Source organism: Bradyrhizobium sp. SZCCHNR2028, from assembly GCF_032380995.1.
In the GTDB taxonomy this organism is placed as follows: Bacteria; Pseudomonadota; Alphaproteobacteria; order Rhizobiales; family Xanthobacteraceae; genus Bradyrhizobium.
This window is the reverse complement of record NZ_JAUHJF010000001.1, coordinates 559,137-585,473: the sequence shown is the minus strand read 5'-3', so window position 1 is coordinate 585,473 and position 26,337 is coordinate 559,137. Positions and strand designations below refer to the sequence as shown.

Below are 26,337 nucleotides of genomic sequence, written 5' to 3'. Positions count from 1 at the left end.
CTTGACGCAGGAACCCGGCGGCCTTATAGGCCTGCCCCCATGATCAACGCAGCGACCAACATGATCGCCGAAATGCGCCGTCGTACCCCCGCGGTACGGGCGATGATCTGCGTCTAGATCACAGCCCCTGCCGCCGGATCCGAATCCCGCGGCAGACTTTCTCCTTGCAGCGCGATTGATCAGGCGGCTCCTTCGTCCAGCAGGAGTTTCCGATGTACACGCCACCACCCTTCAAGCCCGATCGCGCCGCGAGCCTCGGCTTTGCAGACGCGCGCGGCTTCGGCACGGTGTGCGCGTCGGACGGCACCAAGCCGATCGCGTCCTCCGTGCCGTTTCATCTCGGGGCGCTCAACGACGGCACGCCGCAGGCGTTCTTCCACGTCGCACGCGGCAATCCGCTGGCGAAGCTCGCCGACGGCGCGACGCCGTGGCTGCTCGCCGTCAACGGCGCCGATGCCTATGTGTCGGCCGACTGGTACGTCTCGCCCGATCAGGTGCCGACCTGGCTTTATCAGGCAGTGCATCTGACCGGCCCGGCGCGCATCCTGTCGGAGGCGGAGCTCGCAGAGCAGGTGGATGCGGTCAGTGCCGAGTTCGAGCAAAGGCTGTTGCCGAAAACGCCGTGGACCTCGGACAAGATGAGCGCTGGCCGGCTGGAGGCGATGCGCAAGGCGATCATCGGCATCGTGATGACGATCGACCAGGTCGAAGGCAGTTTCAAGCTCAACCAGCACAAGTCCGAAGCCGACTATGCGGCGGTCGCAACCCGGCTCGGCGAGCGGCCCGACATCGGCTCGCAACAGATATCGTCTCTCATGCGGCAGGCGCGGCCCCAGGCCTTTGCCGGCGAAACCCACCCCTCAAGGAGCGTGTCATGACCGTGATCGATAGCAACTTGCCGAAAGCTCACACCGCCTCCGGGGTTGCGGCGCGCGCCGTGTTCGTCGACGGCGGCTCGGGCACGACTGGCTTGGGAATCGCCGAGCGGCTCCGGCACCAGCCGGACATCGTCGTGAAGACGATCGCCGAGGACAAGCGCAAGGATCCAGCGGCCAAGCGGGCGCTGATGGCGGAGGTCGATCTCGTCATCCTCTGCCTGCCGGATGATGCGGCCAAGGAGACGGTGGCGCTGATCGACGGCATGGGACATGCCGCGCCGAAGGTGCTGGACGCGTCGACCGCATACCGGGTCGCGCCGGACTGGGCCTATGGCTTTCCCGAGCTCGCCGCCGACCAGGCCGACAAGATCCGGAATGCGCGGAAGGTCTCCAATCCCGGCTGCTATCCCACCGGCGGCATCGCGCTGCTGCGGCCGCTGGTCGATGCCGGACTGATGCCGCAGGACTATCCGGTCACGGTGAACGCGGTGAGCGGCTATTCCGGCGGCGGCAAGACGATGATCGCGGCCTTTGAGAATGGCACCGCGCCGAACTTCGAGCTGTACGGCCTCAGCCTCGAGCACAAGCATCTACCCGAATTGCAGCTCTATTCGCGGCTGACCCGGCGGCCGATCTTCATTCCCTCGGTCGGCAACTACCGGCAGGGCATGCTGGTCTCGGTGCCGCTGCAGCTCGACACGCTGCCGGGCAAGCCGTCTGGCTCAGACCTGCAGACCGCCCTGGCGAAGCACTATGCCGGCAGCCAATACGTCTCGGTGATGCCGCTCGATGGTGCGGCGGCCAAGAGCGGCCGGCTGGAGCCGGAGGCGCTCAACGAGACCAACAAGCTCGAGCTCTACGTCTTCGCCAGCGACAAGCATCACCAGGCGGTGCTGGTGGCGCGGCTCGACAATCTCGGCAAGGGCGCGTCGGGCGCGGCCGTGCAGAACATGCGGCTGATGCTCGGGCTGCCCGATCTCGGCAGCTGAGATCGATCTGGATCATCCGGTCGCGGAAGCGCCCGGCACGATCGGCAACATCATGCGACGGCCGGCGTTCCGCCGGCCGCGCTGTGCAACGACGCACGCTGAGGAATGGGCAGACCCATGACCCCCACCGATCTGAATGCGCTGGCCGTCACCGTGAGCGATGTGCGAGCCGCCGCGGCGACCATCCACGGCGCCGTACTCGCGACCGCCTGCAACCAGAGCCGGACGCTCGGCGAGATCTGCGGATGCAACATCTGGCTGAAATTCGAGAACCTGCAGTTCACGTCCTCGTTCAAGGAGCGCGGCGCGCTGAACCGGCTGAATGCGCTGTCCGCCGAGCAGCGCGAACGCGGCGTGATCGCGATGTCGGCCGGCAACCACGCGCAGGGCGTCGCTTACAACGCGCGGCGTCTCGGCATTCCCGCGACCATCGTGATGCCGGTGGGCACGCCGATGGTGAAGGTGGAGAACACCAGGCGGCACGGCGCCGAGGTCGTGATTTCCGGCGCCACCTTGGAGGAGGCGGGCGCGTTCGCCAGGGAGCATGGCGCGGCTCTCGGCATGACCATGATCCATCCTTACGACGATCCGCTGATCATCGCGGGGCAGGGCACGGTGGCGCTGGAGATGCTCGCGGTGGTCCCCGAGCTCGATACGCTCGTGGTGCCGATCGGCGGCGGCGGGCTGATCTCCGGCATGGCAGTCGCGGCGCGCGCGATCAAGCCGGGCTTGCGCATCGTCGGCGTTCAGGCCGAGCTCTATCCGTCGATGTACAACGCCATCCGCGGCAGTCAGCTGCCGATGCGCGGCGACACGCTCGCCGAGGGCATCGCGGTGAAATCGCCGGGCCGGATCACGACCGAGATCATCCGCCATCTCGTCGACGACATCCTGCTCGTCACCGAACCGCAGATCGAGCGGGCGCTCGCCACCCTGATCTCGATCGAGAAGACGGTCGTCGAAGGCGCCGGCGCGGCCGGTCTCGCTGCCGTGCTTGCGCACCCCGCGCAGTTTGCCGGATGCAATGTCGGGCTTGTGCTGAGCGGCGGCAACATCGACACCCGGCTGATCGCCTCGGTCCTCACCCGCGAACTGGCGCGCGAGGGGCGGCTGACGCAGCTGTCGATCGACATCGTCGATCGTCCCGGACAGCTTGCTGCCGTCTCCACATTGCTGGCGGACGCAGGCGCCAACATCATCGAGGTGTCGCACCAGCGCACGTTCTCCGACCTGCCGGCGAAGGCGACCTTGCTGGAGCTGGTGATCGAGACGCGCGACCAGGGGCATCTCAACGACGTGATGGCAAAACTGGTGGCCGCCGATTTCAAGGCGCGCTGCACCTGAGCGTCAGGCGATCTCCAGCAGATCCTTCGCGGTGCGGCAGACGTCCGCTCCGCATTTTCCAGGCGAAAGGCGCGTGCGGCTGCCCGCCGATTCTTGCTCAGCCCAATTAGCAATCTCTCTGTCTGCTCGTGAAGCTGTTCGCAAATGCGAACACGTTTGAGGTTTGCTCGGTCAGAATTTCAGTTGCGTACCTCAAAAAATGAGGACAGGATTACCGCAACAAAAAAGACGGTTGGGAGGATTTCTGATGAGACTGCTCGCGAAGCTGGGACTCGCCGCTGCCGCATGCCTGCTCTGGGCCAACGCCGCGAGCGCCGATACGACCGTGAAATGGCTGCATATCGAGGTCAATCCGGCCCAGGTGAAGATCTGGGAGGAGGTGGTCCGCGCCTATGAGGCGTCGCATCCGGGCGTCAAGATCGAGATGCAGTTCCTCGAGAACGAGGCCTACAAGGCCAAGCTGCCGACTATCCTGCAATCCAAGGACCGGCCGAACATCATCTACAGCTGGGCTGGCGGTGTCCTGAAGGCGCAGATCGAGGCTGGCGTGCTCGAGGACATCACTGAGCAGGTGAAAGGCTACAGCGACAGCGTGACTCCGGCGGCGCTCGCGGCATTCACCGACAGCGGCCACGTCTACGGCTTGCCGATCTCGCTGTCGCAGGTCGGCTTCGTCTGCAACAAGGAGCTGATGGCCAAGGCGAAGGTCGATCCCACGGCGATCAAGAGCTGGAACGATCTGCTGAGCGCCGTGAAGACGTTGAAGGCGGCCGGCGTGACCCCGATCGTGGTCGGCGGCGCCGACAAATGGCCGCTGCATTTCTACTGGACGCATCTTGCGGTGCGGATCGGCGGTAAGCCGGCATTCGACGCGGCGCTGCGTGGCGAGAATGGCGGCTTTGCCGGCGACACCTTCGTCAAATCAGGCGAGCTGTTCAAGCAGCTCGTCGATTTGCAGCCGTTCCAGAACGGCTTTCTTGGCTTCAAGAATCCGCAGGCGGTCGGTTATTTCGGCGATGGCAAGGCGGCGATGACGCTGGCGATCAGCTCGGTCTACAATCTCCAGCGCGCGCTCGCTGCCGATAAGGTCGGGTTGAGCGAGGACAAGATCTGCTGGTTCGATTTTCCCACCGTGGCCGGCGGCAAGGGCGCGCCGACTGATACGCTCGGCGGCATCACCGGCTGGCTGGTCACCAAGGGCTCGCCGAAGGAAGCGGTCGATTTCCTGAAGTACTTCATCTCGAAAGATGTGCAGACACGGCTGGCGGCAGGGAATTTCGTCATCCCGGTGGTGCAGGGCGCGGAGGCAGGCCTCAACAACTCCTTCATGAAGCTGATCGCCGCCAATCTGGCGAAATCGAACTATCACCAGAACTTTTATGACCAGAGCCTCGGCCCCTCGGTCGGTCGCGTCGTCAACGACGTCTCCGCGGAGATCGCGGGTGGCAGCATGAGCCCGCAGGACGCCGCCAAGGCGATCGAGGCGGCGCGGAAGCAGGGCAACTGACGTGGCAAGGCCATTCGCGGGCTCGCCGGCGATGGATGTGTCGCCGGCATCGCTCTCGTCACGCGCGGTGCGTGGCCCGAGCTGGGACGGCCGCTTCACCGTCCTGATCCTGTTCCTGCCGCCGGCGCTGCTGCTGTTCACGCTGTTCGTGGTGCTGCCGATCGGCGAGGCCGCCTGGTACTCGGGCTTCAATTGGAATGGGTTTGGCAGGCCGACCAACTGGATCGGCTTTGACAACTATCGCTTCGTGCTGGAGACACGGGCGTTCTGGCTCGCGCTTCGCAACAATGGTCTGATCGTCGCGGTCTCGCTTTGTGTCCAGCTACCGCTTGCGCTGACGCTGGCCTTGATGCTTGCGGAGCGGTTCCGCGGCGCAGTGGCGCTGCGGATGCTGTTCTTCATGCCCTATATCCTCGCCGAGATCGCGACCGGGCTGATCTTCAGCTTCGTCTATGACGGCGATTACGGCCTGGTCGCCTCGATCTGGCGCAGCTTTGGCGCCGACCCGCCGCATCTCCTGGCCTCGACCGACACGGCGATGCTGGCAGTGCTGATCGTGATCGTCTGGAAGTATTTCGGCTTCCACATGATGCTGTTCATCGCCGCGCTCCAGAGCATCGACAAGAGCCTGATCGAGGCCGCCCGGATCGACGGTGCGACGCGGTCGCAGAGCCTGCGCCACGTCGTCATTCCCTTGCTCCATCCGACGATCCGGCTCTCGGTGTTCTTCGCCATTGTCGGCTCGCTGCAGCTGTTCGACCTGGTCATGCCGCTGACGCGCGGAGGGCCCGCCGACTCCTCGAATACGATGGTGAGCTTTCTCTACAACAACGGCATCTCCCGCATGCGGGTCGGCTACGGCAGCGCCATCGGCGTCATCCTGTTCGTGATCTGCGTGACCTTTGCCTTCACCTACAAACGATGGTTCATGCGCGATGAATAGTGCCGAGGCCACCAGGGCGCCGTTCGATCCTGCCGTGCTGTTCAAGGCAGCGTTCCTCGCCATCGTCGCCATCTTCGTGCTGGTGCCGCTGCTTGCGACGCTGCTCGGTGGCTTCAAGTCGCTCGGGGAGCTGCGCGTCAACCCGTTCGGCCTGCCACAGCATTGGGAGTGGCAGAACTATGCCGACATCCTGTTCTCCGGGCGCTACTGGCAGCTGCTGCGCAATTCGCTGATCATCTCGACGCTGACGGTCGTCCTGACTCTTATCGTCGCCTCGATGGCGGCCTTCACCTTTGCCCATGTCCGATTCTACGGCAGCTCGATGCTCTTGAGCTATTTGACGCTCGGTCTGCTGTTTCCGGCGGCGACCGCGGTGTTGCCGCTGTTCATCAAGGTGCGCGATCTCGGGCTGCTCGACACCTATTTCGGCGTCGCACTGCCGCAGGTCGCCTTCAGCCTCGCCATGAGCGTGCTGCTGCTGCGCCGCTTCTTCAAGGACATCCCCTACGAGCTGCTCGAGGCCGCGCTGGTCGACGGCTGCAGCTATATAAAATTCTTCCGCTACGTGACGTTGCCATTGTCGCGCCCGATCCTGGCGACGGTCGGCACCATCACCTTCGTCAACAGCTGGAACGCCTATCTGCTGCCGCTCGTGATGCTCAACACCGATGCGCTGTATCCATGGCCGCTCGGCATCATGGTCTATCAGGGCGAGTATTCGTCCGAGTGGCACCTGATCCTCGCCTTCATCACCCTGACCATCCTGCCCACCATCATTCTGTTCCTCCTGGCGCAGAAGCACATCGTTGCTGGCCTGACATCGGGCGCGGTCAAGGGATGAACGGGACCTCACGGAGACCACAATGAGAAAAGTCGGCATCGGCATCATCGGCTGCGGCAACATCAGCACCGCCTATCTGAAGGCGGCCGAGCGCTTCCCCGTTCTGGACATCAAGGCGCTCGCCGACATGCGCAGCGACGCAGCCGAGCGACAGGGCGCAGCCTTCGGCCTGCCGGCGATGCGGGTCGATCAATTGCTGAAGCGCGATGACGTCGAGATCGTCATCAATCTCACCGTGCCGCTCGCCCATACCGACGTCAGTCTCGCCGTGCTGAATGCCGGCAAGCACGTGCATTCCGAGAAGCCGCTCGGAATCGACGTCGCGGAAGCCCGCAAGGTGATCGAGCTTGCCGCGCAGAAGAATCTGCGGGTCGGCTGCGCGCCCGACACGTTCCTTGGCGGCGGCCACCAGACCGCGCGCAAGCTGATCGACGACGGCGCGATCGGCACGCCTGTCGCGGGCAGCGCGTTCTTCGGCTGTCCCGGCCATGAGCGCTGGCATCCGGCGCCGGGCTTCTATTACCTGCGCGGCGGCGGGCCGATGCTCGACATGGGCCCGTACTACATCACCGATCTCGTGCAACTGCTCGGCCCGGTCGTGAGCGTCATGGGCTCCACGGCGCGCCCGCGATCAGAGCGCCTTGTCACCAGCCAACCGATGAACGGCACACTGATCCCGGTCGAGGTCGCGACCCACGTCGCGGGCACGCTGGAGTTCGAGAGCGGGGCGGTGGTCTCGGTCACGATGAGCTTCGACGTTCCGAAGCACCGGCACGCGCCCATCGAGATCTATGGCGCCGAGGGTAGCATGCTGGTGCCGGACCCCAACCGCTTCGGTGGAGAGGTCCAGGTCGCCAAGACCGGCGGCGACTGGCAGACGATGCCGTTGACGCATGGTCACGTCGACGGCGAGTTCCGCTCCATCGGCGTGGCCGATATGGCGACCGCGATCCTGAACGACCGGCCGCATCGGGCTAGCGGTGCGCTCGCCTTCCACGTGCTGGAGGTCATGGAGGCGTTCCAGACCTCCGCAAACGAAGGCCGGCGGGTCAGGATCGAGAGCCGCGTGGAGCGGCCGGCGATGTTGCCTGTTGGACGCGACACCGGACAGATCGACTGAGGACAGAGACATGCGCAAGGCAATGATTGTATGGGGCGGCTGGCCAGGACATGACCCCGATCTGTGCGCCTCGATGATCCGCGGCTGGCTGAAGGCGGAAGGCTTCGAGGTGCGGATCGAGACCACGACGGCCGCGTTCGCAGATCCTGCGATCCACGATCTGTCGCTAATCATTCCAATCTACACGATGTCCAAGATCGAGAAGGCGGAAGCGCTCAATCTCTGCGCGGCGGTGCGCAGCGGAGTCGGGCTCGCCGGCCATCATGGCGGCATGTGCGATGCCTTCCGCGATTCGGTCGACTACCAGTTCCTGTGCGGCGGGCAATGGGTCGCCCATCCCGGCAACATCATCGACTATCGGGTCGACTTGACCAGGCCGGACGATCCCATCATGAAGGGCCTGACAAGTTTCGAGCACCGTTCCGAGCAGTATTACATGCACGTCGATCCGGCCAACGAGGTGTTGGCGACCACGACCTTCACCGGCGAGCACGCCCCATGGATCGAGGGGGTGGTGATGCCGGTGGTCTGGAAGAAGCGTTACGGCGCGGGCAGGGTATTCTATTCTTCGCTCGGCCACCGCGCCTACGAGCTCGACGTGCCGGAGATCCGGACGTTGATGACCCGCGGCATGCTATGGGCGGCGCGCGAGTGACGGCTGACGCGAACCCGTTACCGGTCCGGGCCACGCTGGAGGACGTCGCGCGGACGGCGGGCGTGTCGCTCGCCACCGTCGACCGCGTCATCAACCGGCGCGAGGGCGTGCGTGCCAAGACCGTTGCCCGGGTGGAGGCCGCTGTTGCCAAGCTGGGTTATCGCGCCGACGTCGCAGCGGCACGGCTCGCGCGCGGCCAGAGCTTCCGCTTTGCCTTCGTGCTGCCGACCGGCGGCAACAGCTTCATGACCATCCTGACCGAGCAGGTCCAGCGCACGGCAGAGTGGCTGGCCGGTCAGCGCGGCTTCATCGATATCCTCCACGTCGACGTGTTCGATCCTGACGTGCTGGCCGGTGCGCTGGAGAACCTGTCGCCGGCCTATCAGGGCGTTGCGGTCATCGCGCTGGATCACCCCAGAGTGCGCGCCGCGATCGACGAGCTCACCGCGCGCGGCGTCGCGGTGGTGACCCTGGTCTCGGATGCCCCGAGCTCGCGCCGCCTGCACTATGTCGGCATCGACAACCCTGCCGCGGGACGGACGGCGGCCACGCTGATGGGGCGCTACCTCGGCGGCCGCGAGGGGACGGTTGCCGTGATCGCGGGATCATTGTCGCTGCGCGATCACGCCGAGCGGCAATTCGGCTTTCACCAGATCCTGTCCAGCGAGTACCCGAACCTGCTCGCGCTTCCGGCCATCGAGGGCCGCGATGAGAGCGAGCGCACGCGGGAGCTGACCGCGGCGCTGCTCGCCCGCCATCCGGATCTGCGCGGCATCTACTGCTGCGGCGCCGGCAACCGTGGCATCGCCGACGCGCTCGAGGCATCCGGCCGCGCCCGGGAGGTGGTCTGGATCACCCATGAGCTGACCCAGCACACGCGGCGGTTCCTGGTCCGCGGAACGCTGGACGCCATCATCAACCAGGACCCCGGCCACGAGGCGCGCTCGGCGGCGCGCATTCTGCTCGCGCACTGCTCGGGGGAGCCGATCAGTCCGGACCAGGAGCGCATCCGCATCGATATCTTTCTGCGGGACAATCTGCCCTAGCAGATCGGCCTAGAGCCAGCCGAAGATGGCGAGCGCCAGGATGGCCTGGGCGATGAAGCCGACCACGAACGCCAGCGTCCGGAACACGGGCAGGCCGATCGCGTAGACGATGACGTGGGCCACCCGCGACCAGAAATAGACGGCGCAGGCGAGCACGGTCCATTTGGTCGAATAGTCGATCGCGTTGAGGATCAGCACCAGCGGCGCGAAGATGACGAGGTTCTCGACCGCATTGTCGTGCGCGAACATCAGCCGCGTTGCCCACGGCGCGTGCGGCTTGTCGTTGCGGGAGGGGTTGGCCATCGCGCCCGTGAGGCCGCGGACCTGGCAGCGGTTCAGGATGTAGGGAACCCACAGCAGGCCGGTCAGAATGACCGTGAGCGTCAGCCAGAACAGTTCGCGCGTCATCGAGATCCCCTCAACTGATTCCCGTCCCGTCCCGGCGGGACGGAGCGGTTATAGTCAATCGCGGCGGATCACGCTATGCGCGGACGCGGACATAGGAGCCCGGCGCATCCTCGAGCGGTGGATAGGCCTCGCTGCCGACGCCGCGCGCGGGAACCTCTTCCGGATCGAGCTGGCTCAACCATTCGCGCCAGTCCGGCCACCAGGAGCCCTTGTGCTCCTGCGCGCCCTTGATCCAGTCCTTCAGCGAGATGTCGTGGATCTGGTCGTTGGTCCAGTACTGATACTTGCCGGAGGAGGGCGGGTTGACGACGCCGGCGATGTGGCCGGAGCCCGACAGCACGTACTTCACCGGCCCGCCGAAGAATTGCGAGCCGTACAGCACGGAGTCGGCCGGCGCGATGTGGTCCTCGCGGGTGGCGAGGTTGTAGACCGGCACCTTCACCTTGGAGAGATCCAGCAGCGTGTTATCCAGCACCATCGTGCCCTGCGTCAGCCGGTTCTCCAGATAGCAGTTGCGCAGGTAGTAGGAATGGTTCGCCGCCGACATCCGCGTGGCGTCCGAGTTCCAGTGCAGCAGGTCGAACGCCTGCGGCGCCTGGCCTTTCAGGTAATTGTTGACGACATAGGACCAGATCAGGTCGTTCGAACGCAGCATGTTGAAGGCCATCGCCATCTTGCTGCCCTCGAGCACGCCCGACGCCTGCATGTCGCGCTCCAGCGCCGAGATCTGGGTCTCGTCGACGAACACCAGCAGATCGCCGGCATGGGTGAAGTCGACCTGTGCGGCAAGGAACGTCGCCGAGGTCACGCGCTGGCGGCGCTTGTCGGCGAGCCAGGCGAGCGTGGTCGCGAGCATGGTGCCGCCGACACAGTAGCCGAGCGTGTGGACCTTCATCTCGCCCGTCACCTTCTCGATGACGTCCATCGCGGTGAGCGGGCCTTCCTTCATGTAGTCATCCCAGGTCTTGGTCCCAAGCTTTTTGTCGGGATTGACCCAGGAGATCACGAACACCGTGAGGCCCTGATCGACGCACCATTTGATGAAGGATTTCTCGGGGCGCAGATCGAGGATGTAGAACTTGTTGATCCAGGGCGGCACGATCAGCAGCGGCGTGCGCAGCACGTTCTCGGTCGTCGGCGCGTACTGGATCAACTGCATCATCTCGTTCTGGAAGATCACCTTGCCCGGCGTCGTCGCCATGTTGACGCCGACCTCGAGATTGCCCGGGTCGGACTGGCGGATCTTCAGCGAGCCCTTGCCGGCTTCGATGTCCTCCGCGAGCATCTGCATGCCGCGCACCAGATTGTCGCCGCTCGATGCCACCGTCTGCCGCAGCACCTCCGGATTGGTCAGGACGAAATTCGAGGGCGCCAGCGCATTGATGATCTGGTTGACGTAGAACTCGGCCTTCTTGCGCGTGTGCGGGTCGAGGCCTTCGGCATTGTGGACCAGGTCCTGGGCCCACTGCGTCGTCAGCAGATAGGCCTGCATCACGAAATCGAAGAACTGGTTCGACTTCCATTCCGGATCGGCGAAGCGCTTGTCGCGCGGGGAGGGCGAAATGGCCGGGGGTGCGTCTTCGCCGGCGAGACGGCGCGAGGCCGAGCCCCACAAATCGAGATAGCCCTTGGCGATCTTGGTCTGGATGTCGCTGGCGCGCTCCTTGTCCGACAGCCAGTAGTCGGCGACGGCGGTGAAGGATTTGACGACCTCGGTCAATTCGGTCGGTGGCCGGTCCTGAACTTCGCCTGTCTCGCGCGGCTTCAGATAGGCCGAGAGCGCCTTGCCGCTGCTTTCCATGGCTTTCGCGATGTTCATCGCGAACGCTTCCGCATCGAATGTTTTTTCTGGATTGCTGCTGTTCTGAACGTCGGTCATGGCTCAATCACACTATCGCGTCGGGACCGTCTCGTCACCGCGCGAGATCAATAATCCGCGAGTTTGCGACAAATTCGATTTCTGATTGTTGCGTTGCGAAAAAATCTCTCGCTTCCGACATGTTGATCACGTAGCTGGATGAAATTCCTGTTCAAGCCGGTAACGTTTCGAGTGACAATTGGTTGTACTGCGGCAAAATGCGCCGCGCCGCGGTCGGACTGGGCACCGCTGACTGGAAGTTGGGGACCGAGGGACGTGCGCGTGGGGACGCAGGGGCGAGGCTGGAGGTCGGAACGGCGCGCCCTTGTTGCGGGGCTCGTTGTGTTCGGCGCGCTCGCGCTTGCCGGGTGCTCCAGTCCAATCGCGGACATGCCGTCGCTCGACGCGGATGCGGTCGCCCGACCCAAGGAGCCGGGCGGGTATCTGCCCGTCAACGACGTGCCGCGCGACCGCGATGCGCCGATCATTTCGCCGCAGGAGCGCGCCAAGATCGAAAAGGAGTTGCTCGCGGCGCGTGACCGCCAGGCTTCGGCGGGCACCAGCACCAGGCCCAAATGATCGGCCAGGCGACCAAGGGCTGGGAGATCGGCCGCTCTGAGCGGCGTAATTGTCTGGCGTGGCGCGGCGGCCATGATAAAACACCGCAATCAACACCTCCGCGTGTCGTTGCCAGCCAAGCCGCGAGCCCGTGCTAAACTCCTGATCCAGCACCGGTTTCAATGCATGGCCCGCGTCGCCGCAGCGCCAGCTCTGCTGGCGAATCCGCCCCCGGTTGCCGGAGCCGAGAGACCCATGGAAGATTTCTATCGCATCCGCCGTCTGCCGCCTTACGTGTTCGAGCAGGTCAACCGGGCCAAGGCGGCCGCGCGGAACGCCGGGGCCGACATCATCGATCTCGGCATGGGCAATCCGGATCTGCCGGCGCCGCCGCACGTGCTGGAGAAGCTCAAGGAGACCCTGGGCAAGCCGCGCACCGACCGCTATTCGGCCTCGCGCGGCATCGTCGGACTGCGCCGGGCGCAGGCCGCCTATTACGATCGCCGTTTCGGGGTGAAGCTCAATCCCGACACCCAGATCGTGGCGACGCTCGGCTCCAAGGAAGGCTTTGCCAACGTGGCGCAGGCGATCACCGCGCCGGGCGACGTCATTCTCTGTCCCAATCCGAGCTATCCGATCCACGCCTTCGGGTTCCTGATGGCGGGCGGCGTGATCCGCTCGGTGCCTTCGGAGCCGACGCCGCAGTTCTTCGAGGCGGCCGAGCGCGCGATCATTCATTCGATTCCGAAGCCGCTGGCGCTGATCGTCTGCTATCCGAGCAACCCGACCGCCTATGTCGCGAGCCTCGATTTCTATCGCGACCTCGTCGCATTCGCGAAGAAGCACGAGATCCTCATCCTGTCGGACCTCGCTTATGCCGAGGTGTATTTCGACGACAAGAACCCGCCGCCGTCGGTGCTGCAGGTGCCTGGCGCGATGGATGTCGCGGTCGAGTTCACCTCGATGTCGAAGACCTATTCGATGGCCGGCTGGCGCATGGGCTTTGCCGTCGGCAACGAGCGCATCATCGCAGCGCTCGCCCGCGTGAAATCGTATCTCGACTACGGCGCGTTCACCCCGGTGCAGGTCGCGGCCACGGCTGCCCTGAACGGTCCCGACGACTGCATCCGCGAGATGCGCGACGTCTATCGCAAGCGCCGCGACACGCTGGTCGAGGCGTTCGGCCGGGCCGGCTGGGAGATCCCGTCGCCTGAGGCCTCGATGTTCGCCTGGGCGCCTTTGCCGGAGAAGTTCAAGAGCCTCGGCAGCATGCAGTTCGCGACGCTCATGGTCGAGAAGTCCGGCGTGGCGGTGTCGCCGGGCGTCGGCTTCGGCGAGCATGGCGAGGGCTATGTCCGCATCGCGATGGTCGAGAACGAGCAGCGCATCCGGCAGGCCGCGCGCGGCGTCCGCCGCTTCCTTGAAAGCGGGATCGAAACGTTGCACAACGTCGTTCCCATCGCCAACCGGCGTTGAACCCTCCCGTATTTTCCTTTCGACAGGTTCTTTGATTCCATGGTCGCACCCCTGAGAGTGGGCATCGCGGGCCTCGGCACCGTGGGTGTCGAGGTCGTTCGTCTCATCGAGCGTCAGGGGCGCGTGCTCACCGAGCGGACGGGACGCCCGGTGAAGGTCGTTGCCGTGACGGCGCGGTCGAAGGCCAAGAAGCGCGGCATCGATCTGTCCGGGATCAAATGGGCCAAGGATCCGATCGCACTGGCTGGTGATCCCGAAATCGACTGCCTGGTCGAGCTGATGGGGGGCGCGGGTGATCCCGCGCTGTCGGCGATCGACACCGCGCTCAAGGCCGGCAAGTCGGTGGTGACCGCCAACAAGGCACTGATTGCGAAGCATGGCCTGAAGCTCGCCAAGGCGGCCGAGAAGCATGGTGGCGCGCTGAACTTCGAAGCGGCCGTCGGTGCCGCCATTCCGGTGATCAAGACCCTGCGCGAGGGGCTTGCCGGCACCGGCATCAACCGCGTCTATGGAATCCTGAATGGCACCTGCAACTACATCCTGACGCGGATGGAGCAGGAGGGGCTGTCGTTCGACGAGTGCCTCAAGGATGCCCAGCGCCTGGGCTATGCCGAGGCTGACCCGTCGTTCGACATCCACGGCCATGACACCGCACAGAAGCTTGCGATTCTGGCGAGCCTCGCCTTCGGCACCCAGGTGGCGCAGAACTCCGTCTATGTCGAAGGCATCTCCTCGATCGCGCCGGAGGACCTGCGCGCGGCCGCTGAGCTCGGCTACCGCGTCAAGCTGCTTGGCGTTGCCGTGCGCACCGCCAAGGGCATCGAGCAGCGGGTGCATCCGACGATGGTGCCGAAATCCTCCTCGATCGCCCAGGTCATGGGCGTGACCAACGCGGTCACGATCGACGGCGACGGTATCCCGCCGATCACGCTGGTCGGTCCGGGAGCAGGGGGCGCCGCCACGGCCTCCGCGGTCGTCGCCGACATCGCCGATGTCGCGCGCGGTATCCGCGCGGCGCCGTTCGGACGGCCGGTCGATAAGCTGCAGGCGACCGAGAAGGCGCCGATGGAGCGGCACGAGGGCGGCTACTACATCCGCTTGATGGCGCGCGACCATGCCGGCACGGCAGCGACCATCGCGACCCGGCTCGCCGAGCAGAAGATCTCGATCGAATCGATCGTGCAGCGCCATCCCAACGGCAGCGAGCCGGCGAAGACCGCCGGCAAGTCCGCGCCGGTCCCGGTGATCCTGATCACCTACGCGACCCACGAGGACGCCGTGCATCGCGCGCTCCAGGCGGTGCAGCGCGACAAGGTCATCAGCGGCAAGCCCCAGGTGATCCGGATCGAGAAGAACTAGCGCATGATGCACAGGGAACCGCTTGTCCCTGCTCAAACAAACGCGTGGCGTTTGGTATAGGTTCATGCTCAAACCGGGAGAGTAGACAGGCGGGGAACGGCCATTCGTGCCGACCGCCTGACCCGGCTGCCGCCCAGGGGGGCGGCGTGCGAGCGGTAGATTTTGATGGCGGATGTCCGCCGTGACGTCTTGAGGAGTTGACCGATGTCGACGCAGATTTCTGTCCCGCAACAATTGCTGCTCGAGCGCATCCTGACGCTGGAGCTGGTGCGCGTGACCGAACGGGCGGCGGTATCGGCGGCGCGGCTTCGCGGCCACGGCCAGGAGAAGCCGGCCGACCAGGCCGCCGTGGATGCGATGCGCCGCGAGCTCAACAAGCTGCCGATCGAAGGCACGGTCGTGATCGGCGAGGGTGAGCGCGACGAGGCGCCGATGCTCTATATCGGCGAGAAGGTCGGCCTCAATGCCGGCCCCAGGGTCGACATCGCGGTCGACCCGCTCGAGGGCACCACCCTGTGCGCCAAGAACATGCCCGGCGCGATCGCGACCATGGCGATGGCCGATGGCGGCACGCTCCTCCATGCTCCCGACGTCTACATGCAGAAGATCGCGGTCGGCCCCGGCTACGCCAAGGGCGTCGTCGACATCGACGCGACGCCTGCCGACAACGTCCGCCGGCTCGCCAAGGCCAAGGGCGTCGAGCCGGGCGCGATCACGGTGCTGGTGCTGGACCGCCCGCGCCATGCTGACATCATTCAGGGCGTGCGCTCGACCGGCGCCGCCGTGCGCCTGATCACCGACGGCGACGTCGCCGGCGTGATCCACTGCGCCGATCCCGACAACACCGGCGTCGACATGTATCTCGGCACCGGCGGCGCGCCGGAGGGCGTGCTGGCCGCGGTGGCGCTGCGCTGCATCGGCGGCCAGATGCAGTGCCGCCTGATCCTCGACACCGAGGAGAAGCGCGAGCGCGCCCACAAGATGGGCGTCGGCGATCCCAAGATGATCTACGGCATCGAGGACATGGCCCGCGGCGACTGTCTGTTCGCGGCCACCGGCGTCACCACCGGCTCGCTGCTCTCCGGCGTCAAGTTCCGCAAGGACGGCGTCATCGAGACCGAGACCGTCGTGATGCGCTCGGTCACCGGCACGGTGCGCTACATCCGCGCCGAGCACCGCCAGCTGGCGAAATTCCACCTCGACTGATCCAGCACAGTCGTACCGGGGCACGCGGAGCGTGAACCCGGAATCTCGAGACCGTGGCGCGAGATTCCGGGTCTGCGCGCTGTGCGCGCATCCCGGAATGACGAAATTGGAGAGCGGCTCAGCATGTCCGATCTGTCCATGGTCAAGGCGCTGGTGTTCGACGTGTTCGGCACTGTCGTCGACTGGCGCACCAGCCTGATCAACGACTTTACCGCGTGGTCGAAGACCCACGGCATCCAGGGTGACTGGACCGCACTGGTCGATGGCTGGCGCGGGCTCTACGTCGGCTCGATGGACGAGGTCCGGAGGCATCCGGAGCGCGGCTACGTCATCCTCGACGTGCTGCATCGGCGCTCGCTGGAGACGCTGGTCGCGCAGCTCGGCATCACCGGCCTCACCGAAGCCGATCTCGATCATCTCACCCGCGGCTGGCACCGGCTGCATCCGTGGGCCGACAGTGTCGCCGGGCTGACCCGGCTGAAATCCAGATACATCATCGCGCCGCTCTCCAACGGCAATGTCGCGCTGCTCACCAACATGGCGAAGTTCGCGGGTCTGCCCTGGGACCTCGTACTCTCCGCCGAGCTGTTCCAGCACTACAAGCCCGACCCCGAGACCTATCTCGGCGCCGCGCGTCTGCTTGGTCTTGCGCCCGGCGAGGTGATGATGGTCGCCGCGCACAACAATGATCTCGAGGCGGCGCAACGTTATGGCCTGAAGACCGCCTTCGTCGCCCGCCCCACCGAATACGGCCCGCTGCAGAGCCGCGACTTCGACGCCACCGGCGCCTGGGACATCGTCGCCGATGATTTTGGCGGCATCGCCGACCGGCTGGGTTGCTGATCCTCCTGCCTCACGCACCCGACACGATCACGCCGTACCAGCCGAGACCCTTGTAGGTCTCGTAGCCGGGCGTGGCGTGGAACGCGACCATGCGCCCGGAGATGTCCTGATAGAAGCCGCTGCGTTTGCCATCGAGCTTCAGCGACACCCGCTCGCTGAGAATGCCCTGGCCGTCCGAGGACGCGATGACGCGCAGATTCGAATCCACCAGCAGCACGCGCGCCTTGTCGCTTTCGCTGACACGGACGCCCTGCACGATCGCGCGCGCCTGGGCCTCCCAGTCGAAATGGATGGCGAGCACGCCGAGCGGCTTGCCATGCGCCTTGCCGTCCTCACGGACCGAGGCGCAATAGGTTGCGACCTGGGCGTTGCCGAGCAGCGGCTGGCACTCGACGTCGCCGGCGACGTAGTCGTCGCCCGAGCGCAAGCCCCGCGCCTCGCGAAACCATTTGGTGTCGGCGACGCTCTGGCCGACGACGTTGAAGCGGTCGGCGCGGCCGTTGGCGATCACCTTGCCGCTCGGATCGCACAGCCACAGATCGAGATAGACGGTGTAGGCCGACAGAATCACCGCGAGCCGATCGGAGACATGGGCGACGCGTGCGGCGTCTGGGTCCGCCGCGCAATCGACCACGGCCGAATCGGTCGCCCACCAGCGCACGTCGCAGGTCCGCTCGTAGAGATTGCGGTCGATCAGCTCGATCGCATTCAGCGCCAGATCGACCATGCGCTCGCCGCGCGCCCGCTCGGTCATGCGTTCGATCGAGCTCTTCAGATTGCCGGTGCGGGTCGTGAGCTGGCCTTCCAGCTCGCGCGCGATGGTCTCGACGAGCTGTCCGACGGCGCGGACCTCCTGGGCCACCACGGCGAAGCCCGCGCCTTGGGCGCCGACCCGCGAGCTCTCGATCAGCGCGTTCAGCGCCAGCATCTTCATCTGGTTGGTGATCTGCTGGATCGACTTGGTCTTCTCGCAGGCGATCTGATTGACCTCGCCGGTGAGCCGGGCGATCAGCGCCGAGACGTCGGTCTCGTCATCCTTGGGAGTCGTTTGTGCCGGAGCGGCGGAGGGCTGCGTCTTCAACTCGGGCGCGGTCAGCATCGGCAATGAACTCCATGTTGCCGCGCCTCCTGGTCGGCACGAAGAGGGCGGACAAATCGGATGTAATAATTGATTGAAATGTTACGGAGTTCGCCTAACGGCTGTTTAATGCACTCCATTGAACGCAGCTCGAATTTTAGGCAACCAGCCGTATATGGGCGGCATTTCCCTGATTTCCTGTGAGTTCCGCCAAGTTCTGGGACGATTCTGGTGGGTTTCATGGATGGAACCTGCTGAGGCAGGCCAGTTGCTGTAGATTCGACGGCGTCCGTTTCGAATCGCTGCGCTGCAAGCGAGGCCCCGCGCGTCATGGCACCATCCGCCCTTGCACTGCCCCTGAGCGCCCCGCAGGCGTTCCTGGGCGTGCGGCTGTCGCTGACCAACAAATTGTGGCGCGACCGGCTGGATGCGCGCGGCGCGGCGCGCGCGCTTGCGATGGTGCAGCGCTATCAACTGCCGGAGATGCTGGCCCGGGTTCTGGCGGGGCGTGAGGTCGAGCTCGATCAAGTCAACGACTTCCTCGATCCCACCATCCGCAAGCTGATGCCGGATCCGTTCACGGTGACGCAGATGGAGGCGGCGGCTGAGCGCATTGCCGACGCAGCGGTCAAGGGCGAGAAGGTCGCGATCTTCGGCGACTACGATGTCGACGGCGCAACCTCGGCGGCGCTGCTCGCCTGGCATCTGCGCCATTGCGGGCTCGATCCGCTGATCCACATTCCCGACCGCATCTTCGAAGGCTACGGCCCGAACGTCGATGCCATCCGCGCGCTCGCGGCCAAGGGCGCGACGCTGCTCGTCACGGTCGACTGCGGCACCACCAGCCTCGAGCCGCTGGCGGAGGCGCGGCGGCTCGGCATGTCCGTGGTGGTGATCGATCACCATCAATGCGGCGAGGAACTGCCCGAGGTCGACGCGCTGGTGAATCCGAACCGGCCCGACGATCTCTCCGGCCTCGGCTATCTCGCCGCGGTCGGGCTGACGCTGGTCACGCTGGTTGCGGTCAATCGCGAGCTGCGCGGCCGCGGCTTCTGGAGCAGCACGCGCCCGGAGCCGGATCTGCTCAGCATGCTGCATCACGTCGCGCTCGGCACCGTCGCCGACGTCGCGCCGCTGATCGCGCTCAACCGCGCGTTCGTCGCCAAGGGCCTGATCGCGATGCGCCGGCGCGACCATGTCGGGCACACCGCGCTGATGGATGTCGCCCGGCTCAACGGTCCGCCCGAAGCCTGGCATCTCGGCTTCATGCTGGGACCGCGCATCAATGCCGGCGGGCGCATCGGCCGCGCCGATCTCGGCGTGCGGCTGCTGTTGGAAAGCGACGTCTCCGAAGCCGCGCGCATCGCGGCCGAGCTCGACCGCCTCAACAGCGAGCGCCGCGTCATCGAGCAGCAGGCCGAAGCGCAGGCCGAGGCCGAGGCGCTGGCCTCGCTCGGCCTGGAGGACAAGGGCGCCGTCATCGTGACGGCGTCCGAAGGCTGGCATCCCGGCGTGGTCGGGCTGGTCGCGTCCAGGCTCAAGGAAAAGTTTGCCCGGCCGGCGTTTGCGATCGCGCTCGAGCCGGGCGGCATCGGCACCGGGTCGGGCCGCTCGATTCCGGGCGTCGATCTTGGCAAGGCCGTCCGCCATGCCGTGGAGCAGGGCATCCTGATGAAGGGCGGCGGGCACGCGATGGCCGCCGGCGTCACCTTGCGCAAGGAGCGGTTGGCCGAGTTTCGCGCCTTTCTCGAAAGCGCGCTCGCCGCCGACGTCGCCGACGCACGGCACGTCAACGAGATCCTGATCGACGGCGCCATCAGCGCGCGCGCCGCGACGCCGGAGCTGGTGGCGACGCTCAATCGCGCCGGTCCCTTCGGCAGCGGCAATCCGGAGCCGATCGTGGCGCTGCCGTCGCATCAGCTGGTTTACGCCGACGAGGTCGGGCAGGCGCATCTGAAGCTGCGCTTCAAATCCGGCGACGGCGCCATGGTGAACGCGATCGCGTTCCGCTCCGTCGGCCAGAAGCTCGGCAACGCGCTGGTTCAGCATCGCGGCCAGATCCTGCATGTCGCCGGCACGCTCACCGTCGACCGCTACCAGGGAGTCGAGCGCGTGCAACTGCGCGTCCTCGATGTCGCCGTGCCGGATCATGGACCGGCGATGATCAGGTAGCAGCCCCAACACCGCTGTCGTCCCAGACAAGCTTCGACGACGCTCGCGTCGGCGAAGCGCCGATCCGGGACCTATACGCAGCAGCAGACGTTGTGAGAACGAGATGCTCACTCCGATCATGCCTCAAACGGCTCCCTGTGGGTATGGGTCCCGGCGCGGAGGCCGGGACGACAGCGGAGTGCGGGGTGGCCGTCGCGTGTCTCATTGCAGGGCAAGTCTTTGTAATCTCGCCGCGCATCTGCGCCCGAGTGATGCTGGATCAAGACCCTCATCAGAGAAGAGAGGGCGCAGGGAATGCCGGGTGAAGGCCTCACCCATGGCCCGCCTGCAAACAAAAAGCAGGCGGCAGTCACCACAGGCAAAGCCGTTTCAACCGGCATTCCCTGCGCGGAGGTCTTAACGCTTATACGCGATCTCCCCGGTGTTCGGCTTGATAGCCACCGTCGTCTCCGGGATCATCATCACCCAAAGACTTGGCGCCAGCATCGGGGCGCCAGGACCACGCGATTTCACGTCCGCAACCTGCCGTTCGTCCGCGTACATCGAGCACGCTGCGACACGATCGCGGCCACCGCATCCCGCCCTCCACGTTCATGACGATCGCGAAGCGCCCCTCTCATGAGGACGGGACCGTCATATAATTTCCGATTTTCGTAAGAAAAGCAAGCGAAATCTTGCGCCTCCCAAAGCGGTTTCGGTCATCCGACTGACATCGCTGCGAGACATGACGTTCGCTTGCTGTGGCGTTGAGGAGCACGCGGCGACGGGACGTCGGTGTTGCAACCTGCCGCTCGTTCTTGCCATTTTGCCATCTTGGCGCACTGAGTCATCTTCGCGACGAGGGCGGCTGTCCGACAATGTGGGTGTTCGATGCAATATCTGTCTGGTGTCTTCGTGGTGCTGTTGCTGTGCTTGCCGTGGGCGCATGCCGAACCGGGCCTGCACTGGCAGACAGCAAACCCCAGCGAAAAGCCTTGGACCGCGGCGATTTCGCAGGAGGTTCAGCAGTTCGCCGACGCGCAGAAGCCGACGGCGATCATGGTGGTCAGAGACGACGAGATCATTGCGTCGTCGGGTGACATCGGCGCCAAGGTCAATATCCGGTCCGAGCGCAAAAGCCTCATCAGCGCCCTGTACGGCTTGGCGGTCGAGGAGGGCCGGATCAACCTCGACAGCACCCTTGCCGAACTTGCGATCGACGATCGTCCCGACGCCCTGTCGCCGACCGAGAAGACCGCGACGGTTCGCCAATTGTTGATGGCTCGTTCCGGCGTCTATCATCTCGCGGCCTACGAGACGCCGCGGATGAAGGACCTCCGGCCTGCCCGCGGAAGCCATCCGCCTGGCAGCTTCTGGTACTACAACAATTGGGATTTCAATGCGCTCGGCACGATCTATCGGCAATCCCTGGGCGACGTGTTCAAAAGCTTCGAGACGCGGATCGCGCGGCCGCTCGGCATGGAGGATTTTTCGACGAAGGATGGTCACTACCAGAAGGAGGACTCGTCCTCTCATCCCGCCTACGTGTTTCACATGAGCGCACGCGACCTCGCGCGGTTCGGCGTGCTTTATCTCAACGGCGGACGCTGGAACGGGACCCAGCTGATCCCGGCTCATTGGGTGACGGAATCGACGACGCGGCTGTCGGACACCGAGCAGCCTGAACGCGGCTATGGCTATCTCTGGTGGACGTACACGAAGGGCAGTCCGGGCGTCAGCGCCTTCTTGGCCAATGGCTATGGTGGGCAATTGGTCGTCGTCGTTCCGTCGAAGCGCCTGGTGCTAGTCGAGCTGGTCGATCTCGCCGTCAACCCGCATGGCGTCCGAACCCAGCGCGTCCTCGATCTCGTGAGCAGGATCAGCGCGTCGGTGCCGTGAGGAGCATGCGATGGCGATCGCGCTCGATCTGAGATCGGATCACGTCTCAGCAGGTGAGATCGAGCGTCCGTGGGATCGGGTCGCAGCGCGCGACACAGGGCTCCTCGACAACCGCGACTGCTCAACGCCAGGACGGCTTCGGCAGATGATCGGGACTGAATTTCGGCGTCGGCCGGGGCGTTTGCGGAGGTGCGGCGTCGTCGGACGCCGAGAACAGCAGCAGCGCCTCGAACGGCACGTCGGGAGCTTCCGCGGCATAGCCGGAGCACGTGACGGGCGTGCCTCTGCAGCACCCTTCGAGGCTGAGCGTCAGCTCGTCGGGGCCGAACAGCGACGGCTGTCCCGGCGCGTGACGCTTCGTCTTGATGATGGCGGTAAACCGATCGCCATGCGTCTCGTAGCTGCCGGCATAGCTCAGCACGGTATCGCCGCCGCAGACCTTGCCGCCCACCAGCTCGACGATGCCGGTTCCCTGGCCTTTGGGGGTCCTGAACCAGGCCGAATAGGTGCCTTCCTTCATCATCTGCCGCAGATCCCATCGTTGGGTCGTCCGCATCGTTGTGCGAGGCGAATTAAGAGAAGGTGAAAACAACCGTCAGAACAGGCCTGGAGCCCAAATTTGTTCGTGTACGAACGGAGGGAGCGTCAGCGGCCGGTCTCCGCGCACCCAGCCAGCCGTGCCGCGACTCGCGGAGTGCCTGGTTGCGCATCCCGTGGTCTTGCCATTCGTCTCAAGAAAATCATTCGGCTGGATGTCGGCCCGCGTATAAGGGCGCGTATAAGGGAATGAGAACTGGGCCAACTTTGAGGACTATCCGATGCCGTCCGAACCTCGCTCGCCGCGTCTTGCCGTTCTGATCGATGCCGACAATGCCTCGGCCAAGATCGTGGACGGGCTGTTCGAGGAGATCGCCAAGATCGGCGAGGCGAGCGTGCGCCGGATCTATGGCGACTTCTCCAGCCCGCGCTCCAGGCCCTGGGCCGACACGCTCGCCAGACACGCCATCGTGCCGCAGCAGCAGTTCGCCTACACCACGGGAAAGAACGCCTCCGACATCACGCTGGTGATCGACGCGATGGACCTGCTGCACAGCGGACGGTTCGACGGCTTCTGCCTGGTGTCCTCGGACAGCGACTTCACCCGGCTCGCGGCGCGCATCCGCGAGCAGGGCATCGACGTGTTCGGCTTCGGCGAGCAGAAGACGCCGGAGAGCTTTCGGCAGGCCTGCCGCCGGTTCATCTACACCGAGAATTTGCGCAGCGACGCCGCGACCAGCAAGGACGCCGATACGGCTGCGGCACCCAAGTCTCTTTTGCCCATCACCGCGGCGACGCCGATGATCAAGAACGTCATCACGCAGATGGAAAGCGAGGACGGCTGGGTCGCGCTCGGCGAGGTCGGCAAGCAGCTCTCCAACCTGGTCTCCGACTTCGATCCGCGCACCTATGGCTGCCGCAAGCTGAGCGATCTCGTCCGCAAGACCGGCGCGTTCGAGATCGAGGAGCAGCCGAAAGGCGGCTCGGTGCGCATCCGCGTCAGGGCGTCGAGCGCGTCGCAGCCCAAGGCGAAGGCGCCGAGGGGACACCGCGAGGCGGCGGCCAAGGCGTGACGCAAGCTGAGCGTCGCCGTTACTCGCAACATGACGGACACGTAGGATGGGCAAAGCAGCCGCCGAAGGCGGCAGCGTGCCCATCGTCGGGCGGCGTGCTCAGCGTGAGGTGGTGGGCACGGCGCCACTACCAGCTCTCAGGTGGCGAGAGCACGGCCGCGCCTTTTGCCCACCCTACATTTCTTCGCGGCTAGCCGCCCTGCCTGAGCTTCGCCAGCACCTTCAATCCCCCATAGCCGTCGGCGGGAGTGATGCCGGCCTTGGCCTGGAAGTCGCGGATCGCCTTCATGGTGTCGTTGCCGACGCGGCCGTCGGTGCCGCCGGTGTCGAAGCCGGCGGCCGTCAGGCGCTTCTGCATCTCCTGCACCTCGGCAAGCGTCAGCGCGCGCTCGGAGCCGGGGAAGGGCTGCAGGAACGGCGGTGCCCCCAGGATGCGGTCGCCGAGATGGCAGATCGCGAGCGCGTAGCTCATCGCCGGATTGTAGGACTTCACCGAGTAGAAGTTCGGGCCGAGCAGAAAGGCGGGGCCGCCCGCGACCGGAATCCAGAGCTGCGCGGTGGCATTGGGCTGTGGGAACGGCTGGCCGTCGGCGCGGGTGATGCCGGCTGCCTGCCAGGCCGCGTAGCTGCGGCTTCCTGACATGTTGCCGGGCGCGCGCACCTCGTAGCCCCAGTGCTCGCCGCGGTGATATTTGCCGCGGTTGACGAGATAGCGCGCGGTCGAGCCGAGCGCGTCGTCGGGGCGGCCGAACGGGTTGATCTTGCCGTCGCCGTCATAGTCGAAGCCGACGTTGAGCCAGACTTCGGGCATCCATTGCGTGTGGCCCATCGCGCCGGCCCAGGAGCCGCGCATCTCCTCCGGCGTGCTCCAGCCGCGATCGACGATTTTCAGCGCGTTGGTGAGCTCGGTCTCCCAATAGGCCTTGCGGCGCGGCTCGTTCCAGGCGAGCGCGGCGAGCGCCGGAAACACCGGGCGCATGTGGTTCTGCTGCACCAGCGGATCGCCATAGGCGGACTCGACGCCCCACAGCGCCAGCAGCGTGCCGCGCTCGACGCCAAAGTCCTTCTCGATGCGGGCGAACAGCGCCTCGTTCTTCTGCAGCGCGATCTTGCCGTTGATGACGCGCCAGTCGGAGACGCGACGGTTGATGTACTGCCAGAGCTGCTCCTTGAACTCCGGCTGGTTGCGCAACTCCTTGAACACGGTCATGTCGGGCTCGAGCCGCGCCATGACCCGGGTCCAGGTGGCCGGCGAGATGCCCTTGGCGAGCGCGCGGGCGCGAAAGCCGTCGCGCCAGGCCTCGAACTCGGCCGGGGCAGCCGCTGCCGGCAGGGCGGGGCCGAGCAGCGCGGCGGCACCGATGCCGGAGCGGAGCAGGGCGCGGCGGGTCATCGTATCGGGCTGTGAATCGGACTGAGTCATGGAGGGCAGTCTACCCGCTGATGCGGGCCGGCGGCAAAGCCCGGAACGGGCGGAACTTTCACGCTTGGTGGAGCTCGGCGGCGATGCGGGCCAGCCAACGGCGGATGGTCGCGAGGTCCCGCTTGCTCAGGTCGCCGGCGAGTCGCCGCTCCAGCGCGCTGGCGCGGCGCCGGGCCTTGGCGAGCAGAGCGAGGCCGTGCCGGGTCAGGGTCCATTGCAGCGCCCGGCCGTGCACGGGATGCGGCGCTCTCTGGATGGCGCCGTCGCGTTCGAGATTGCTGATGATGACGTTGACGGTCTGCGGCGTCAGCAGCGCGACGCGGGCGAGGTCGGCGCCGGACAGCCCGGGATAGGCCTTGAGCATCGTCAGCACCACGAATTGCGGATGGGTCAGTCCGGTCGCGATGAGCGCGCGGTCGAGCGACAGCCGCGCCGCGGCCTGTGCCTGGCGCAGCAAATAGGCGAGGTAGCCGTCCTCGCCGCGCTTGCCCTCGCCGGGCGATGGCGGGCGGGCCGCTGTCTTCGGCCGACGCGCGGGGCCGGCCTTTGCGGGGGCTGCCTTTCGCGACGCTCGCGAGGTCGTCAATTCCGGTGCCTTGCGCATATCATCAGAGCTCTGATAAGTTATCATATATCTGATAACATGAGAGACAGACCATGTCACATGCGCGCAGCGAGTACACCACGTTCCGGAGGCAGGCGCCGGAGCTGTACGATGCCATCCTTGCGGTGAGTCAGCAGGCGGCCAAGGCCGGCCTCGACAAGCAGCTGCTCGAGCTCGTCAAGATCAGGGCGTCGCAGATCAACGGTTGCGCGTTCTGCGTGCAGCATCACGTGCTGCTGGCCGAGAAGCTCGGCGTCTCCGCCGACAAGATCAATCTCGTCGTGGTATGGCGCGAGGCGCCGCAATTCTCGGCACGCGAGCGCGCGGCGCTGGCCTTCACCGAGGCGTTGACCACGCTGCAGGGCGGCGTCAGCGACGAGGTCTATGCGCAGGCCCGGGCGGAATTCTCGGAAACGGAGCTGGTGTTCCTGACGTCGGCGATCGGCGTGATCAATCTCTGGAATCGCTACGGCGTCGCGTTCCGCTGGACGCCGGCGGAGCGGCCGGCGCGGGCGGCGTCCTGAGTTGCCTGGAACCGCGG

Annotated in this window: 24 protein-coding genes; 18 read left to right on the top strand and 6 right to left on the bottom strand. The window is 65.7% G+C overall.

Annotated features, from left to right (window positions below; translation table 11 throughout):
- The first annotated feature begins 212 nt into the window (after positions 1–212).
- The 9 genes from QX121_RS02695 to QX121_RS02655 all read left to right on the top strand — a co-directional run bounded on the left by QX121_RS02695 (position 213) and on the right by QX121_RS02655 (position 9,323).
- A complete protein-coding gene (locus QX121_RS02695) occupies positions 213–878 on the top strand; it encodes an FMN-binding negative transcriptional regulator (protein WP_315811101.1) in 666 nt (221 codons plus the stop codon).
- The gene (gene argC, locus QX121_RS02690) at positions 875–1,867 is read left to right on the top strand and encodes an N-acetyl-gamma-glutamyl-phosphate reductase (RefSeq protein ID WP_315811100.1); all 993 of its coding nucleotides are present in this window, start codon (positions 875–877) and stop codon (positions 1,865–1,867) included. Before QX121_RS02695 ends, argC begins: the two co-directional genes overlap by 4 nt.
- A gap of 117 nt (positions 1,868–1,984) precedes the next feature.
- Positions 1,985–3,211 (top strand): threonine ammonia-lyase, encoded by a 1,227-nt coding sequence (locus QX121_RS02685; protein ID WP_315811099.1) that lies wholly within the window; start codon positions 1,985–1,987, stop codon positions 3,209–3,211.
- Between the two features lie 247 nt (positions 3,212–3,458).
- Complete coding sequence (locus QX121_RS02680) at positions 3,459–4,718, top strand: extracellular solute-binding protein (protein WP_315811098.1); 1,260 nt, start codon at positions 3,459–3,461, stop codon at positions 4,716–4,718.
- A 1-nt stretch (position 4,719) separates the two neighbouring features.
- A complete protein-coding gene (locus QX121_RS02675) occupies positions 4,720–5,661 on the top strand; it encodes a sugar ABC transporter permease (RefSeq protein ID WP_315811097.1) in 942 nt (313 codons plus the stop codon).
- On the top strand, positions 5,654–6,502 hold the full coding sequence (locus tag QX121_RS02670) for a carbohydrate ABC transporter permease (protein WP_315798550.1): 849 nt from the start codon (positions 5,654–5,656) through the stop codon (positions 6,500–6,502). Before QX121_RS02675 ends, QX121_RS02670 begins: the two co-directional genes overlap by 8 nt.
- 22 nt (positions 6,503–6,524) lie before the next feature.
- Positions 6,525–7,622 (top strand): Gfo/Idh/MocA family oxidoreductase, encoded by a 1,098-nt coding sequence (locus QX121_RS02665; protein WP_315811096.1) that lies wholly within the window; start codon positions 6,525–6,527, stop codon positions 7,620–7,622.
- A gap of 10 nt (positions 7,623–7,632) precedes the next feature.
- Entirely contained in the window at positions 7,633–8,277 is a 645-nt protein-coding gene (locus QX121_RS02660) for a ThuA domain-containing protein (protein ID WP_315712128.1), read from the top strand.
- Positions 8,274–9,323, top strand: coding sequence for a LacI family DNA-binding transcriptional regulator (locus QX121_RS02655; RefSeq protein ID WP_315811095.1), 1,050 nt, complete (start codon positions 8,274–8,276; stop codon positions 9,321–9,323). Before QX121_RS02660 ends, QX121_RS02655 begins: the two co-directional genes overlap by 4 nt.
- A 9-nt stretch (positions 9,324–9,332) precedes the next feature.
- Here QX121_RS02655 and QX121_RS02650 read toward each other — a convergent pair whose 3' ends face one another.
- The gene (locus QX121_RS02650) at positions 9,333–9,731 is read right to left on the bottom strand and encodes an MAPEG family protein (protein ID WP_315737826.1); all 399 of its coding nucleotides are present in this window, start codon (positions 9,729–9,731) and stop codon (positions 9,333–9,335) included.
- 73 nt (positions 9,732–9,804) lie between these two features.
- A complete protein-coding gene (locus tag QX121_RS02645; protein WP_315772192.1) occupies positions 9,805–11,610 on the bottom strand; it encodes a class I poly(R)-hydroxyalkanoic acid synthase in 1,806 nt (601 codons plus the stop codon).
- A 369-nt stretch (positions 11,611–11,979) separates the two neighbouring features.
- Here QX121_RS02645 and QX121_RS31610 point away from each other — a divergent pair, with 369 nt between their 5' ends.
- The 5 genes from QX121_RS31610 (at position 11,980) to QX121_RS02620 (ending at position 17,031) form a co-directional block, all read left to right on the top strand.
- On the top strand, positions 11,980–12,168 hold the full coding sequence (locus tag QX121_RS31610; protein WP_409999088.1) for a hypothetical protein: 189 nt from the start codon (positions 11,980–11,982) through the stop codon (positions 12,166–12,168).
- Between the two features lie 234 nt (positions 12,169–12,402).
- Positions 12,403–13,623, top strand: a complete 1,221-nt coding sequence (locus QX121_RS02635) for an LL-diaminopimelate aminotransferase (protein ID WP_315737828.1) — start codon at positions 12,403–12,405, stop codon at positions 13,621–13,623.
- Between the two features lie 39 nt (positions 13,624–13,662).
- Positions 13,663–14,982, top strand: a complete 1,320-nt coding sequence (locus QX121_RS02630) for a homoserine dehydrogenase (RefSeq protein ID WP_315737829.1) — start codon at positions 13,663–13,665, stop codon at positions 14,980–14,982.
- A 204-nt stretch (positions 14,983–15,186) separates the two neighbouring features.
- On the top strand, positions 15,187–16,188 hold the full coding sequence (gene glpX, locus QX121_RS02625) for a class II fructose-bisphosphatase (RefSeq protein ID WP_315737830.1): 1,002 nt from the start codon (positions 15,187–15,189) through the stop codon (positions 16,186–16,188).
- A 123-nt stretch (positions 16,189–16,311) separates the two neighbouring features.
- Positions 16,312–17,031, top strand: coding sequence for a haloacid dehalogenase type II (locus tag QX121_RS02620; protein ID WP_315811094.1), 720 nt, complete (start codon positions 16,312–16,314; stop codon positions 17,029–17,031).
- A gap of 10 nt (positions 17,032–17,041) precedes the next feature.
- On the opposite strand, the gene QX121_RS02615 is transcribed toward QX121_RS02620, so the two are convergent.
- Positions 17,042–18,130: a methyl-accepting chemotaxis protein gene (locus QX121_RS02615; RefSeq protein ID WP_315737832.1), complete on the bottom strand. Its 1,089-nt coding sequence runs from the start codon at positions 18,128–18,130 to the stop codon at positions 17,042–17,044.
- A 309-nt stretch (positions 18,131–18,439) separates the two neighbouring features.
- Between QX121_RS02615 and recJ the strand changes: the two genes are divergently transcribed.
- Together recJ and QX121_RS02605 are read left to right on the top strand one after the other, a co-directional pair.
- Entirely contained in the window at positions 18,440–20,281 is a 1,842-nt protein-coding gene (recJ, locus tag QX121_RS02610; protein WP_315811093.1) for a single-stranded-DNA-specific exonuclease RecJ, read from the top strand.
- Between the two features lie 870 nt (positions 20,282–21,151).
- Positions 21,152–22,159 (top strand): serine hydrolase, encoded by a 1,008-nt coding sequence (locus QX121_RS02605; protein ID WP_315737834.1) that lies wholly within the window; start codon positions 21,152–21,154, stop codon positions 22,157–22,159.
- Between the two features lie 121 nt (positions 22,160–22,280).
- On the opposite strand, the gene QX121_RS02600 is transcribed toward QX121_RS02605, so the two are convergent.
- A complete protein-coding gene (locus QX121_RS02600; protein ID WP_315737835.1) occupies positions 22,281–22,682 on the bottom strand; it encodes a hypothetical protein in 402 nt (133 codons plus the stop codon).
- A 295-nt stretch (positions 22,683–22,977) separates the two neighbouring features.
- Here QX121_RS02600 and QX121_RS02595 point away from each other — a divergent pair, with 295 nt between their 5' ends.
- Positions 22,978–23,769, top strand: coding sequence for an NYN domain-containing protein (locus tag QX121_RS02595; protein ID WP_315737836.1), 792 nt, complete (start codon positions 22,978–22,980; stop codon positions 23,767–23,769).
- Positions 23,770–23,959: 190 nt separating this feature from the next.
- Here the strand turns inward: QX121_RS02595 and QX121_RS02590 are convergent, their stop codons facing one another.
- Together QX121_RS02590 and QX121_RS02585 are read right to left on the bottom strand one after the other, a co-directional pair.
- Positions 23,960–25,192: a lytic murein transglycosylase gene (locus QX121_RS02590; protein ID WP_315811092.1), complete on the bottom strand. Its 1,233-nt coding sequence runs from the start codon at positions 25,190–25,192 to the stop codon at positions 23,960–23,962.
- Between the two features lie 58 nt (positions 25,193–25,250).
- Entirely contained in the window at positions 25,251–25,796 is a 546-nt protein-coding gene (locus QX121_RS02585) for a MarR family winged helix-turn-helix transcriptional regulator (RefSeq protein ID WP_315811091.1), read from the bottom strand.
- A gap of 53 nt (positions 25,797–25,849) precedes the next feature.
- Here QX121_RS02585 and QX121_RS02580 point away from each other — a divergent pair, with 53 nt between their 5' ends.
- Complete coding sequence (locus QX121_RS02580) at positions 25,850–26,320, top strand: carboxymuconolactone decarboxylase family protein (protein ID WP_315785262.1); 471 nt, start codon at positions 25,850–25,852, stop codon at positions 26,318–26,320.
- Positions 26,321–26,337: the final 17 nt, after the last annotated feature.